General features: G+C 61.7%; 14 protein-coding genes and 1 riboswitch. Of the genes, 13 read left to right on the top strand and 1 reads right to left on the bottom strand.

The window, feature by feature from the left end:
* The first annotated feature begins 8 nt into the window (after window positions 1–8).
* Window positions 9–213, top strand: a riboswitch (cobalamin riboswitch).
* A 94-nt stretch (window positions 214–307) separates the two neighbouring features.
* Genes AC2FLO_RS02815 through cobJ form a run of 7 tightly spaced genes read left to right on the top strand, consistent with a single transcriptional unit; the run spans window position 308 to window position 8,272 of the window.
* Complete coding sequence (locus AC2FLO_RS02815) at window positions 308–682, top strand: DUF1636 family protein (protein ID WP_480585076.1); 375 nt, start codon at window positions 308–310, stop codon at window positions 680–682.
* Between the two features lie 4 nt (window positions 683–686).
* A complete protein-coding gene (cobW, locus tag AC2FLO_RS02810) occupies window positions 687–1,742 on the top strand; it encodes a cobalamin biosynthesis protein CobW (RefSeq protein ID WP_480546504.1) in 1,056 nt (351 codons plus the stop codon).
* Between the two features lie 3 nt (window positions 1,743–1,745).
* Window positions 1,746–5,039, top strand: a complete 3,294-nt coding sequence (cobN, locus tag AC2FLO_RS02805; protein ID WP_496751275.1) for a cobaltochelatase subunit CobN — start codon at window positions 1,746–1,748, stop codon at window positions 5,037–5,039.
* A complete protein-coding gene (locus AC2FLO_RS02800; RefSeq protein ID WP_496751274.1) occupies window positions 5,036–6,157 on the top strand; it encodes a ferredoxin-like domain-containing protein in 1,122 nt (373 codons plus the stop codon). The genes cobN and AC2FLO_RS02800 overlap by 4 nt, the downstream gene beginning before the upstream one ends.
* Window positions 6,157–6,786, top strand: coding sequence for a precorrin-8X methylmutase (locus AC2FLO_RS02795; protein ID WP_496751273.1), 630 nt, complete (start codon window positions 6,157–6,159; stop codon window positions 6,784–6,786). The genes AC2FLO_RS02800 and AC2FLO_RS02795 overlap by 1 nt, the downstream gene beginning before the upstream one ends.
* Window positions 6,783–7,511, top strand: coding sequence for a precorrin-2 C(20)-methyltransferase (locus AC2FLO_RS02790; protein WP_480485193.1), 729 nt, complete (start codon window positions 6,783–6,785; stop codon window positions 7,509–7,511). Before AC2FLO_RS02795 ends, AC2FLO_RS02790 begins: the two co-directional genes overlap by 4 nt.
* Window positions 7,508–8,272, top strand: coding sequence for a precorrin-3B C(17)-methyltransferase (gene cobJ, locus AC2FLO_RS02785; protein ID WP_480909814.1), 765 nt, complete (start codon window positions 7,508–7,510; stop codon window positions 8,270–8,272). Before AC2FLO_RS02790 ends, cobJ begins: the two co-directional genes overlap by 4 nt.
* On the opposite strand, the gene AC2FLO_RS02780 is transcribed toward cobJ, so the two are convergent.
* A complete protein-coding gene (locus AC2FLO_RS02780; RefSeq protein ID WP_496751272.1) occupies window positions 8,263–8,994 on the bottom strand; it encodes a cobalt-precorrin-6A reductase in 732 nt (243 codons plus the stop codon). The genes cobJ and AC2FLO_RS02780 overlap by 10 nt on opposite strands.
* Here AC2FLO_RS02780 and cbiE point away from each other — a divergent pair.
* The 6 genes from cbiE to cobF are packed head-to-tail and all read left to right on the top strand — an operon-like array spanning window position 8,993 to window position 14,118.
* Window positions 8,993–10,192 (top strand): precorrin-6y C5,15-methyltransferase (decarboxylating) subunit CbiE, encoded by a 1,200-nt coding sequence (cbiE, locus tag AC2FLO_RS02775; RefSeq protein WP_496804119.1) that lies wholly within the window; start codon window positions 8,993–8,995, stop codon window positions 10,190–10,192. The two genes, AC2FLO_RS02780 and cbiE, sit on opposite strands and share 2 nt — an antisense overlap.
* On the top strand, window positions 10,189–10,557 hold the full coding sequence (locus tag AC2FLO_RS02770) for a cobalamin biosynthesis protein (protein WP_480915066.1): 369 nt from the start codon (window positions 10,189–10,191) through the stop codon (window positions 10,555–10,557). Before cbiE ends, AC2FLO_RS02770 begins: the two co-directional genes overlap by 4 nt.
* Complete coding sequence (cobM, locus tag AC2FLO_RS02765; RefSeq protein ID WP_496751270.1) at window positions 10,554–11,348, top strand: precorrin-4 C(11)-methyltransferase; 795 nt, start codon at window positions 10,554–10,556, stop codon at window positions 11,346–11,348. The genes AC2FLO_RS02770 and cobM overlap by 4 nt, the downstream gene beginning before the upstream one ends.
* Window positions 11,335–12,657 (top strand): cobyrinic acid a,c-diamide synthase CobB, encoded by a 1,323-nt coding sequence (locus tag AC2FLO_RS02760; protein ID WP_496751952.1) that lies wholly within the window; start codon window positions 11,335–11,337, stop codon window positions 12,655–12,657. The genes cobM and AC2FLO_RS02760 overlap by 14 nt, the downstream gene beginning before the upstream one ends.
* Window positions 12,654–13,382, top strand: a complete 729-nt coding sequence (cobA, locus tag AC2FLO_RS02755; protein WP_496751269.1) for a uroporphyrinogen-III C-methyltransferase — start codon at window positions 12,654–12,656, stop codon at window positions 13,380–13,382. The genes AC2FLO_RS02760 and cobA overlap by 4 nt, the downstream gene beginning before the upstream one ends.
* Window positions 13,375–14,118: a precorrin-6A synthase (deacetylating) gene (gene cobF / locus AC2FLO_RS02750; RefSeq protein ID WP_496751268.1), complete on the top strand. Its 744-nt coding sequence runs from the start codon at window positions 13,375–13,377 to the stop codon at window positions 14,116–14,118. Before cobA ends, cobF begins: the two co-directional genes overlap by 8 nt.
* Window positions 14,119–14,124 lie beyond the last annotated feature (6 nt).

Below are 14,124 nucleotides of genomic sequence, written 5' to 3'. Positions count from 1 at the left end.
CGGCGGTGCCGCATGTCCCGGACGTTGGTGTCGGCAACAGCCGATGAAAAGGGAATGCGTCAACGGTTCATCCGCCAAACGCAGCCGCCCCCGCGACCGTGACCGGAGAGGATGCCCAATGCCACTGGCCTGTGCCGGGAAGGCGGGACATCCGACAGAGCGACCGCTCTGGCATCCGCAAGCCGGGAGACCTGCCAACACCCGAAGTTGAAACCGGGCGGGGTGTTCCGGTGTCGGGTCCATGTGCAGACGTGGTGCCCGCATGAAACCCCGTCCCCCGCGAAGAGGATTTGGGGGGATGAGAGACATGACCGAGACCGCACCGGTAGAATTACTGGTCTGCACGACTTGCCGCCGGGGTCTGCCCGTCGAGGATGACGCTGAGCGTCCCGGCACATTGTTGCACAAGGCCTTGGAACAGGCTGCCCTGCCAGATGGCATCATTCTGAAACCTGTCGAATGCCTTTCGAACTGCGATCAGGGCTGTTCCATCGTTCTTCGGGGCGGGCCGGATCGCTGGACCTTTGTTTACGAGAACCTGAACGAAATCGATCACGTCGATGTCATCATCGATGGTGTGACCAAGTATCTGGCCACAGACGATGGTCTGGTGAAGTGGCGCGACCGTCCTGAACATTTCCGCAAAAACTGCGCCTCGCGCATTCCCCCGATTGGAGGCTGAGATCATGTCGAACCTAGAAAAACTTCCCGTCACCGTGATCACCGGCTTTCTGGGCTCGGGCAAAACCACGCTGGTGCGCCATCTGATGCAGAACCCGCAGGGAAAGCGTCTTGCGATTGTTGTTAACGAGTTTGGCGATGTGGGTGTTGATGGCGACATTCTGAAATCCTGCGCGATACCGGATTGCCCTGCGGAAAACATCATGGAACTGGCAAACGGCTGCATTTGCTGCACCGTGGCTGATGATTTCATCCCGACCATCGAGGCGCTGATGGCGCTGGAACCGCGCCCGGATCACATCCTGATCGAAACATCCGGCCTTGCACTGCCCAAACCGCTGCTGAAAGCGTTTGATTGGCCTGATATCCGTTCGAAAATTACCGTTGATGGCGTGATCGCGCTGGCCGATGCCGAGGCCGTGGCCGCCGGTCGCTTTGCTCCGAACGTTGAAGCGGTGGATGCCCAACGGCTGGCTGATGACTCGATCGATCACGAAACACCCTTGTCCGAGGTGTTCGAAGATCAAATCTCGTGCGCGGATATCATCCTGCTGACCAAGCCCGATCTGGCAGGTCCCGAAGGTGTCGCGAAAGCCAAACAGATCATCGCCGCCGAGGCACCGCGGCCACTTCCCGTTGTCGAGGTCGCCGAGGGTGTCGTCGACGTACGTGTCGTGCTTGGCCTTGAGGCTGCCGCCGAAGATGACATGGACGCGCGCCCGTCACATCACGATGGCCATCACGATCATGAGCATGACGATTTCGAGAGCATCATCGTCGAGTTGCCGGAACAGACCGACCCTGCGGAACTGGTAGCCAGAATCGAACGTCTTGCGACTGAGCTGAATATCCTGCGCGTCAAAGGCTATGCCGCCGTCGCTGGCAAACCGATGCGCCTGCTGGTTCAGGCTGTCGGCGCGCGAGTTCGTCACCAATACGACCGCCCATGGGAGCCCGGTGAAGAGCGCCGCTCGCGCCTGGTCGTGATTGCCGAGCATGACGACATCAAAGAAGCCGAAATCCGTGATATCCTCGTGGGTGTGACCGAGGTTGCCGAGTAAGTCATGCACGTCGTCTTTCGCGAAAGCCACGGGCTCGAGGAAACCGAGACCCCAACCGATCTGGGCCAAAGCCCGGGTGATCTGGTTGTGCTGTCCTTTTCCGACAGTGACCTGGGCGCTTTCGCGGCGGGCTGGCATCGCGGCGGCGGGCCTGAGGGGCGGATGCCCACGATGCGGCTGGCCAATCTTGCGGCGCTGAAGCACCCTCTGTCCGTCGATACCTATGTCGAACAGACACTTGAGGGCGCAAAGGGCATCCTGATCCGTCTGATAGGTGGCGTGCCCTATTGGTCTTACGGGTTGCAACAGGTTCTGGCACTGGCGCAGGCCAAAGGCATCGCACTGGCCGTATTACCGGCGGATGGGCGTGAAGACGCTCGGTTGGATGAGTATTCGACCCTGCCCCTCTCGACCCTGAGGCGGCTGGCACATCTGTGTGACATCGGCGGCGAAGTCGCCGCGCAGGCCGCATTGGCCCAGATGGCGTTGGCAGCAGGACTTTATGCCGGGCCGGTGATGGGCGCGAAAACCCTGCCAGAATACGGTGCGTGGTGTCCAGATCAGGGCGTCATCCTGGTGGATTCCGCGTTCGAGAGCGATGCGAAACGCATCCTTGTCACCTTTTATCGCGCTTATCTGACATCCGCAGACACCGCCCCGGTCGCGGCCCTGATCCGCAGCCTGCGCGCCCGCGGGCTTCTGGCGGTGGGTCTGTTTGCCCCGTCGCTCAAGGCCCCGGCCGCTGCCGACTGGCTCAGGGAGCAGGTCGTTGCCTTGAGACCGTCGGCGATCATCAACGCCACTTCATTCTCGGGCAAGGGCGCGTCCGGCACGTCGCCTCTGGACGCAGCAGATGTACCGGTGTTTCAGGTCGCTCTCGCCACCTCGCGACGCAAGGCCTGGGCCGAGGCCGAACGCGGCCTGTCACCCGCCGACCTCGCCATGCATGTGGTATTGCCCGAAGTGGACGGGCGAATATCGGCAGGCGTTGCCTCTTTCAAAGAGCCGGGCAAGCGCGATCCGCATTTGGAATACTCGCGTTTTGCGCATCGGGCCGAGCCGGACCGGATCGAGGCGATCATCGACCGGGTATCGGGTTGGCTTGCCCTGAATGACAAACCCAAGGCAGATCAGGTTCCTGCGTTGGTACTGTCCACATATCCCGGCAAAGACTGGCAAATGGCCCATGCGGTTGGTCTCGACGCGCTGGCCTCGGCTGAGGCGATGCTGTCTGATCTTTGCGGTGAAGGCTACGACATCGCGGCTGGCGATCCGGTTGCCGACGCACTTTTGGACGCCCGGATATCGTGGCCGCTTGAGGATTATCTGAGTGCGCTCGCTGAATTGCCCCAGACCCTGCGCACCGATCTGCACGCCGTATGGGGCAATCCCGAGCAAGACCCAACTTTCGCTCATGACGCGTTTCACTTCACGGCTTTGCGACGCGGCAAGGCGCTGGTCGCACTGCAACCAGAGCGCGGAACACCCGAGCTGCGTGATGGCGACTATCACGACCTTTCGCGTACCCCGCGCCATAGCTATGTCGCCTTCTATTTGTGGCTGCGCAAAGGTCTTGGCGCGGATGCGCTGATCCATATCGGTGCGCATGGCACACTGGAATGGCTACCCGGCAAATCGGTCGCCCTATCAGCAGACTGCTGGCCCGAGACGTTGATCCGTGACCTGCCGGTGATCTATCCGTTCATCGTCAACGACCCGGGCGAGGCCGCGCAAGCCAAGCGCCGGATCGGCGCCGTGACCCTGGGCCACATCCCGCCCCCCATGAAAGAAAGCGGAACGCCTGACCGGATGGTGCGGCTGGAAGCCCTGCTGGACGAGTTCTCAAACGCAGACGGCCTTGACCCCAGACGCCGTGACCGGTTGCAGGAAGATATCCGGGATGAGGCGCAAGCCATTGGGCTGGAGCACGATCTGGGCCTGAACCAGGCCACCAGCACCGCGGAAGCAATCACGCGCATCGACCGCTTTGTCTGCGACATCAAAGAAAGCCAGTTTGGCGACGGGCTGCACGTCTATGGGCGTGTTCCGGATGTGACCGGCAGTTTCGACCCAGCCCCATCCGCCCATGCCGAACGCAAGGCCCTGATCAATGCGTTGGCTGGCAAGCGGATCGAGGCTGGCCCGTCCGGCTCGCCCTATCGGGGCCGCTCTGACGTGCTGCCGACCGGGCGAAACCTGTTCACCACCGACCCGCGGTCTGTGCCCACCCGCGCAGCCTACACGCAAGGCGTGAAACTGGCCGAGGAACTGGTACGGCGGCACTTGCAGGAGGAAGGCGATTACCCGAAAGGGCTGATTGTCGATCTGTGGGGATCGGCCACCATGCGCACGGCGGGCGAAGAATTCGCCATGGCCCTGCACCTGCTGGGTGTAAAGCCGGTTTGGGATAAGGGATCCGAGCGGGTTTCGGGTATCGAAGTGCTGCCCATCACCGACCTGAGCCGCCCGCGCCTGGACGTCACCCTGCGGGTTTCGGGCTTGTTTCGCGATGTGTTCCCCACGTTGTCTGCCCTTTATGGTCAGGCGGTTCGGGCATTGTCAGAGCGTGACGAAGCGACCGACTGGAACCCCTATGCCGGTCACGCCCCGGCTGCGCGGGTGTTTGGCCCGGCACCCGGCAGTTACGGCCTGAACATGACCCATCTGTCCGAGACCTATACGGACGAGGCGCGCGCCCAAGCCGGGGAGGCATGGCTTGAGGCCAGTTCGTACGCGTTGGAAGGTGAACACATCGCGCAGGACAAAGCGGGGATCACGGATCGTGTCGCCAAGGCCGACAGTTTTGTTCACCTCCAGGATCTGACGGAAACTGATCTGCTGCTGGCCAACGATTATGCCACGCATGAGGCCGGTTTTGCCGCCGCCAAAAACATCACTGGTGGCACCGCTCAGCTTTACCATCTGGACAACACCAACCCCGATAATCCGAGCGCCCGGACTCTGCCGGAAGAAATCAGCCGCGTCGTTCATGCCCGCGCTGCCAACCCCGGCTGGATTGCCGGGATGCAGCGCCATGGGTTTCGCGGCGCCGCCGAGATCGCGGCGACGCTGGATCACATGGCCTCATTCGCACATCTGTCGGGCACTGTCGCTCCGCATCTGTTTGATCTCTACCACGAAGCCACATTGGGCAATGAGGCCGTTGATGCCTTTCTGCAAGAGGCCAACCCGAAGGCCCATCAGGCCATGCAAGACAGGTTCCGTGCACTGCTGGAAGCGGGGCTTTGGAACACACGCCGGAATTCGATCCGGGCCGATTTGGAGGGTTTGGGATGAGTGCACATATCGTTCAAGGATGGTGTCCCGGCGCGCATCGTCCGATGATGTCAGGCGACGGGCTGGTCGTGCGGGTCCGTCCGCGTCTGGCGCGACTGAATGCCAGGCAGGCTATTGGTTTGTGCGAACTGGCTGAACGGTTCGGCAATGGCACCATCGACCTGACCAATCGTGCCAACCTGCAACTGCGCGGCGTGGATGAGCGCGACCACCAGCCGTTGCTTGTGGAACTTGCGGCGCTGAACTTGCTTGATGCGGAACCCGGCATCGAAGTACGCCGCAATATTCTGGTTACACCGCTCTATCAGGCGGGCGATTTGACCGCGCGGCTGACACAGGAGTTGATTGATCGACTGGCCGAATTGCCTGCTCTGCCCGCTAAGTTTGGTTTTGCCATAGATACAGGCCCGAAGCGCCTGTTAGCCTCAGATTCCGCAGATATTCGTCTGGAACTGGGTGCCGACGGTCTGATCCTGCGCGCCGACGGCTGCAAAACCGGGCGATGTGTGACCGAGGATGACGCCATTGACCACGTGATCGCACTGGCCCAATGGTTTGCCCAGACTTATACGGCCGAGACACGTCGCATGGCGCGGGTCACTCACGCGTTGCCACAGGAATGGCAGGGATTTGCCCCCGGTCCTGTCGGTGAAAAACTGCAACCCGGCCCCTGTGAACTGGGTGCTCTCTATGGCGCGGCGTTCGGCTCGCTGCCTGCGCGCAAGCTTTGTGAACTGATTGAAGCCAGCGACGCTTCAGCCCTGCGTGTCACCCCGTGGCGACTGATCCTGCTGGAAGGCGGGGCGGCGATACCCGCCCTGGATTTTGTCACGGACGGAGCCGATCCGATGATGACAACCGACGCCTGCCCCGGGGCGCCGTTCTGCCCGCAAGCGCAAGTGGAAACCCGCGACATCGCCCGTGCATTGGCTCGGCGAATTCCCGGTCGCCTGCATGTCTCGGGCTGCGCCAAAGGATGCGCCCATATGGGCCCGGCCGACATCACAGTGGTCGGAAACAACGGGCGATTTGATCTTGTCAAACAGGGCCACGCAGGGGATGAGCCCTGCCAATGCGGGCTCGCCCCCGAAACACTCATGACCATGGACTTCACCTGATGCCCTACACTTACGAAACTGATGGCGCGGCGATCTACAAGGAAAGCTTTGCCACCATCCGGTCCGAGGCTGATCTGACCCGCTTTGATGCCGATGAAGAGCAGGTCGCCGTTCGGATGATCCACGCCGCCGGCATGGTCGGGCTGGAGGAGTTTGTACATTTCTCACCCGGATTTGTGCAGACCGCACGCACGGCGCTGGAAAACGGCGCGGCGATCCTGTGTGACGCGCGCATGGTCAGCGAGGGTGTGACCCGCTTCCGTCTGCCTGCAGACAACCAGGTGATCTGCACCCTACATGACGAACGTGTGCGCCCTCTGGCCGCCGACATGAGCAACACCCGTTCGGCCGCTGCGCTGGAACTCTGGCGACCGCATCTGGAAGGTGCTCTGGTCGCCATCGGAAACGCGCCCACCGCGCTGTTTCACTTGCTGAACATGCTGGAAGACCCCGATTGCCCGCGCCCTGCTGCGATCATCGGCTGCCCGGTCGGATTTGTCGGAGCGATGGAGTCCAAAGACGCGTTGTGGCAGGCGCAACCCGTTCCGTCCTGCATTGTCAAAGGCCGTCTGGGTGGCAGCGCCATCACCGTTGCAGCCATCAACGCCATCGCAAGCCGGGCGGAATGAAAATGGGTACCATATACGGTGTGGGCCTTGGCCCCGGTGACCCGGATCTGATGAGTGTCCGGGCCGATCGCCTTCTGCGCAACGCCAAGCACGTGGCATTCTTTCGCAAACCGGGTCGAAGCGGTCAGGCCCGCAAAATCGTCAACGGGATGATCCCCGAAGGCGCGATTGAATTCCCGATGGAATACCCTGTGACCACCGAGATTCCGGTCACCGATCCGCGTTATAATGAATTGCTGGCCGCGTTTTATGAAGAGTGCACAGCACACCTGAAGACGCTGTCGGCACAGGGTGAGGATGTGGTGGTCCTGTGCGAGGGTGATCCGTTTTTTTACGGCTCGTTCATGCATCTTTACAATCGGTTGCGTGACGAAGCTCCGGTTGAAGTTGTGCCAGCCATCACGGGTATGTCCGGTGCGTGGACGGCCACGGGCGATCCGATCACCTGGGGGGACGATGTGCTGACCGTGCTGGTCGGCACCCTGCCCGAGAAAGTTCTGGCTGAACGCATGGCGCAGACAGATGCCTTGGTCGTGATGAAAATCGGGCGGAACATCGACAAGGTGAAACGCGCGCTGAAAACCTCTGGTCTGTATGACCGCGCATGGATTGTCGAATACGCGCAAATGCCGAATCAGACGGTGACAAAATTGTCTGAGGCCTGCGAGAAGATCACCCCGTATTTCTCGATCATCGTTGTTCATGGTCAGGGGCGCCGACCATGAGCGGATGGGTCAAGATCGCAGGCCTTGGTCCGGGGGACGAGGCGCTGGTCACCCCCGAGGTTACAGCGGCTTTGGCCGACGCCACCGATGTGGTGGGCTACATCCCTTATGTAGCCCGCGTGGCCGACCGACCCGGCCTGACCCTGCACGCCAGTGATAACCGGGTTGAAATCGACCGCTCGCAACACGCGCTGCAAATGGCCGTCGAAGGCAGGCGGGTGGTTGTTGTGTCCTCGGGCGATCCCGGTGTGTTTGCAATGGCTGCCGCTGTGTTCGAAGCGTTGGAGAATGGCCCAACAGAATGGCGTGACATTCAGATAGATGTGCTGCCGGGGATCACCGCGATGCTGGCCGCATCTGCCCGCGCGGGCGCTCCGATGGGGCATGATTTCTGCGCCATCAACCTTAGCGACAACCTAAAGCCTTGGGCACTGATCGAAAAACGCCTGCGCTTGGCTGCGCAGGCCGATTTTTCGATGGCATTCTACAACCCCCGCTCGAAGTCTCGCCCGGAAGGCTTTGTAAAGACACTGGAAATCCTACGCGAAGAATGCGAGCCCGAGCGGGTGATCCTGTTTGCGCGCGCCGTGTCACGAGCGGATGAGGTGATCCGGGTTTCTACTCTGGCCGAGGCCACGCCCGAGATGGCGGATATGCAGACCGTGGTTATTGTCGGTTCGTCGCGCACCCGAGTCATCGAACGCAAAGGCACGCCGATCGTCTATACGCCACGCTTCACCCCGGTCGAGGATCAGGGATGAGACACCCAGTCCAGAACCTGTGTGACAGCCGAAAGCTCGGTCCGCTTAGGCAGAACAGGGCGCTCGATCATAAGCACTGGCAGGCCCAGCGCCCGCGCTGCGTCCAGCTTGGCGCGCGCACCCAAGCCGCCCGCGTTCTTGGACACCACAAGCTGCGTCCTGTGTTGCTGCATCAATGCGCAGTCATCGGCTTCTGCAAAAGGACCCCGGGCCACGACAACCTGCGCCAAAGGAAAAGGCACGCTGTCAGGCTCGTCCACCAGACGCAGCAGGTAGTGATGCTGGGGCTGGGCTGCAAAGTCTTCAAGATGCATACGCCCGACAGCCAGGAACACACGCTGCGGATCACCTGCAAGCGCATCGACGGCGGCAGTGATATCGGGCACGCGGTGCCAGACATCGCCGGGTTGCGGCTTCCACGCCGCGCGGGTCAAGGCGGCCAGTGGAACCTGAGTTGTGTGACACGCCTCAATCGCGTTCCGGCTCATCTGCGCCGCAAATGGATGGGTCGCATCCACGACATGGGTGATCGCGTTTTCACGGATGTAGTGGGCCAGACCTTCCGGGCCGCCAAACCCGCCAACTCGCACCGGCAACGGCTGCGGACGCGGGGTTTCCACCCGTCCCGCATAAGAATACACAGCCGTAATCCCTTGTTCCGCAACAGCTTTGGCCAAAGCGTTAGCCTCGGTCGTGCCGCCAAGAATCAGGAGGTTGGGCATGTCTGAATCTCCGTGGCTGACCGTTTTGGGATTGGGCGAAGATGGGTTTGATGGCCTGTCGCCTGCAAGCCGTCAAGTGCTGGACCGGGCCGAAGTGATCATGGGGCCGCCTCGTCACCTGTCGCTGCTGCCGGAAAACGAGGCTGAGCGCGTCGAATGGCCGGTGCCGTTCTCGGACGGATTGCCGATCCTGAAAGGCCTGCGCGGACGGCAGACGGTGGTTCTGGCGTCAGGTGATCCGTTCTGGTTTGGCGCGGGGTCCGTCATCGCGCGTAACTTCGATGCCAACGAGTGGACCGCCCTGCCCGGCCAGTCCACATTTTCGCTGGCCGCTGCGCGGCTGGGCTGGCCTTTGGAAAGCACGCTGACCTTTGGCCTGCACGCTGCGCCTTTGACCCGATTGCGACCGCATCTGGCCCCGGGACTTCATGCCATTGCGCTATTGCGTGACGGCAAGGCAGTTGCTGAACTGGCGACATATCTTAGCGAAACCGGATTTGCCGACAGCGCGTTGCATGTGATGCAGGCCCTCGGCGGCCCGCGTGAAAGCGTCCAGACAGTGAGCCTGACCGAAGCTTTGCTGGGAACCTTCGATCATCCCGTCTGCGTCGGGTTGGAAGTGACCGGCACTGGGCGGGGACTGTCCAAGGCCTCGGGCAAGCCAGATGATCTTTTTGAAACCGACGGTCAGATCACCAAACGCCCGATCCGGGCACTGACCCTGTCCGCATTGGCCCCGCAGCGGGGCGAGCATCTGTGGGATATCGGCGGTGGCACTGGTTCGATCAGCATCGAATGGCTGATGTGTGACCCGACCCTGACCGCCACCAGTATCGAACCCCGCGCAGACAGGGCCGAACGCATTCGTCGCAATGCCGACGCGCTGGGGCAGGATCGGTTACAGGTTGTCCACGGTACCGCACCCGAAGCGCTGGCCGGTTTGCCCCTGCCGGACGTGGTTTTCATCGGCGGTGGGCTCAGCCCCAGTCTGCTGGCGTGGCTTCGCGACGCCCTGCCCGCTGGCACCCGGTTGGTCGCCAATGCGGTAACGTTGGAAAGCGAAGCACTGTTGGCGCGATGGCACCAAGACCTGGGCGGAGACCTGTTGCGGATCGAACTGGCACATTCTGCACCGCTCGGACCGCGGCGCGGCTGGAAATCTGCCTATCCGGTCGTGCAGTGGAGCGTGACCTTATGATCGTGGCAGGCTTGGGCTTTTCATCAGACGCGACGGCAGACAGTTTGCGCGCCGCCTATGACGCGGCAGCGGCCAGCCATGATGTCCAAGCTCTGGCGACCGTTGCCGACAAAAGCGGCCACTCTGCGCTGGCGGCCTTTGCGGAAAGCCTTGCCCTTCCGCTGCATTTCGTGGCGGCTGCCGATTTGGCCGGACAACGCACCCTGTCATGCTCGAACCGCAGCCGTGCCGCTTATGGCACCGGCAGCGTAGCCGAAGCATCGGCCCTTGCCGCCGCCGGGTCCGGCGCGCGGCTGCTTTCACCCAGACACATTTCGGACGACCGGCTGGCCACCTGCGCCATCGCCATCGGAGGACAAACATGACCGTTCATTTCATCGGCGCCGGACCGGGCGCTGCAGACCTGTTGACATTGCGTGGGCGCGACATCATCGCCTCGTGCCCCGTGTGCCTATATGCCGGATCACTGGTGCCCGAGGAAATTCTGAGCCACTGCCCCAAAGACGCAAAAATCATCAACACTGCGCCCATGGATCTGGACCAGATCATGGCCGAGATCGAAGTCGCGCATAAAGCGGGTCAGGATGTGGCGCGGCTGCATTCGGGCGATTTGTCAGTCTGGTCAGCGATGGGCGAACAGATCCGCCGCCTTAAAGAAATGGGCATTCCGGTCAGTGTGACCCCTGGCGTACCATCCTTTGCCGCCGCGGCAGCGGCCCTGGGCACCGAACTAACCCTGCCGGGACTGGCGCAATCAGTGGTTCTGACCCGGACGCCGGGGCGCGCGTCATCCATGCCCGAAGGTGAAACGCTGGTGAATTTTGCCCGTACCGGCGCGACTTTGGCTATTCATCTGTCAATCGGCAATCTGGACAAGGTTATCGCAGACCTGATCCCGGCTTATGGCGCCGATTGTCCGGTGGCCGTTGTGTATCGCGCAAGCTGGCCGGATGAAAAGATCATCCGCGCAACGCTGGAAACTCTGAAAGGGTTGCTGGACGAAAGCATCTCGCGCACGGCTTTGATCATGGTCGGCCCCGCGCTGGCCGGTGAGGGTTTTGACGAAAGCTGTCTTTATTCCAGAGATTACGACCGCCGCTATCGCCCGCAAAGTGCCGATAGCCCTTGGTCAAGCTGGAGCCATGGTGATGACTAACCCTCCGGGTATTTTGATTTCAGCTCCCTCTTCGGGTACCGGCAAGACGACGGTCATGCTGGGCCTTTTGCGCGCGCTAGCTGAAGATGGCCTGACCGTGCAACCCTTTAAAAGCGGGCCGGATTATATCGATCCCGCCTTTCACCGGGCGGCTGCCGGGCGGGCTTCGTTCAATCTGGACAGCTGGGCAATGACGGATCCCCTGTTCAGCGCTATTTCCGCTCAGGCTGAAGGCGCTGACATTGTGGTGGCCGAGGGCTCGATGGGTTTGTTCGACGGTGTCGCAAAGCCCGGCGAAGTTGGACACGGTTCAAGCGCCGAGACCGCCCTGCGCATGGGCTGGCCCGTTGTACTTGTGTTGGATGTGGGCGGGCAGGCACAATCAGCGGCGGCAACGGCGCTGGGGTTCAGGATGTACAATCCTGACCTGCCCTTTGCCGGAGTGATCCTGAACCGATGCGCCAGCCCCCGCCATGAACGCCTGACCCGTCTGGGGATGGAGCGGGCGGGTCTGCCTGTTCTCGGCGTGCTGCCCCGCCGTGGTGATTTGACCCTGCCCGAGCGTCATCTGGGACTTATTCAGGCGGTCGAACACCCCGATCTGGAAAGCGCCATTGTAGGCTATGCTGCGTTCTTGCGAGAACATGTGGACCTTGACGCAATCAAGCGGGCGGCTTCCTCAGGCCCCGGCGGGCCATCGTCAGCCGCGCTGCCGCGCCCCCCCGCCCAGCGAATCGCGCTGGCCCGTGATGCCGCCTTTTCCTTTACCTACCCCCACCTTTTGCAGGGGTGGCACGATGCGGGTGCCGAGATCTTGCCTTTTTCCCCCTTGGCGAACGAACCTCCGGCGGCGGATGCCGATCTGGTCTGGCTGCCCGGCGGGTACCCCGAATTGCACGCCGGAACATTGGCAGCGGCCAACACCTTCGTGAGTGGTTTGCGTAAACATGCGGAAACAAAACCGGTGCACGGAGAATGCGGCGGCTACATGGCACTTGGTCAGGCGCTGATCGACAAGGACGGCGTGCAACATGAAATGGCCGGCTTGCTGGGGCTCGTCACATCCTACCAGAAGCGCAAGTTCAATCTTGGCTACAGAAGGGCCGAGTTGTTGGCCCCCATGCCCGGCTTTGCCAAAGGCGCAGCCTTGCGCGGGCACGAGTTCCACTATTCCTCGATCGTGGATCAACCGGACGCCCCATTGGCAAGCGTGTTTGACGCTGAAGGGGAAGAAGGTCCGCAAACCGGATCACTGCGTGGCAATGTCACTGGCACGTTCTTTCACCTGATTGCGGAGGCGTCGGCATGAGCGGCTTTGTTTCTTTCATCGGCTCTGGCCCCGGCGATCCGGAACTGCTGACACTCAAGGCGGTGGACCGGATGCAAAAGGCCGATGCGATCCTGTTCGACGATCTCAGCAGCGGCCCGATCCTGAGCCATGCGCGCGACGATGCGGATCTTGTTGGCGTCGGAAAGCGGGCCGGTCGTCCGTCCCCCAAGCAGGACCATGTCAGCCGGTTGCTGGTGGATTACGCGCAGTCTGGTCAGCATGTGGTGCGCCTGAAATCCGGCGACGGCGGTATGTTCGGACGGCTCGAGGAAGAGCTTGTCGCCCTGCGCGCAGCCGGAATCGCCTATGAGATCATTCCTGGCGTCCCCTCGGCAGTGGCAGCGGCAGCGGCCGCAGGCATTCCATTGACACGCAGGCTCACGGCCCGGCGGGTCCAGTTCGTGACCGGCCATGACGTCAGTGGTGAATTGCCCGACGACCTGAACCTGAAAGCGCTGGCTGATCCGCAGGCCACGACCGTCGTTTTTATGGGCAAGCGCACCTTTCCCCTGCTGGTCGAAGCCCTGCACACGCAAGGATTGCCGTTGGATACTTCGGCGCTTATGGCCGAATCCGTCTCGACCCCCGACCAAAAGCTGCAACGCGCCACGATTGGCGCGCTGGCAGAGCAGCTGAAAACCGAGATTGGCAAAGCACCGGCGCTGATCCTTTATGGTCCGCTGGCGGAGTTCGACGATGATTGATCTGAGCTTGATCGGCATCGGCACCGGCAATCCGGATCATGTAACGTTTCAAGGCGCGCAGGCGATCCGGGCGGCGGATTTGATCCTGATTCCGCGCAAAGGGGAAAACAAGGCTGATCTGGCCGGGCTGCGTGAAGCGATCATCGAGAGTGTCGCCGAAACGCCGCCACAGATCGCCTATTTCGATATTCCCCAGCGCCGGGCCGACGATGGCTACCTGCGCGGTGTCGATGAATGGCACGACGCCATCGCCCTGCGCTGGCAAGCGGCCATTGCCGCGCATCCAGAGGCGCAGCATGTCGCGCTGCTGATTTGGGGGGATCCGTCCCTCTATGACAGCTCACTGCGCATCGCTGCCCGGTTGAATCCGCAACCCAATACCAAGGTTATCCCCGGCATCACCGCCTTGCAGGCGCTGACCGCCGCCCATGCGATTCCGATCAATGATCTGGGCGCGCCCTACGTTGTTACAACCGGTCGTCGTATCCGGGACGAAGGCTGGCCTGATGCGGCCTCGAACGTCGCTGTGATGCTGGACGGCGAATGCTCGTTCCAAACCCTTGATTTGGCAGATTATGACATCTGGTGGGGCGCCTATGTGGGTATGAAAGAAGAGGTTCTGATCAGTGGCCCGCTGGATGAGGTTGCCCAGAATATCCTTGAGACCCGGGCGAAAGCCCGCGCCGAACATGGCTGGATCATGGATATCTACCTGTTGAAGATGCGGCGGAAGTAACGCACG

The sequence above is a fragment of the Ruegeria sp. TASC047 genome (genome assembly GCF_059612445.1).
Note: the sequence above shows the minus strand (reverse complement) of the source record. Positions and strands in the feature narration are given on the sequence as shown.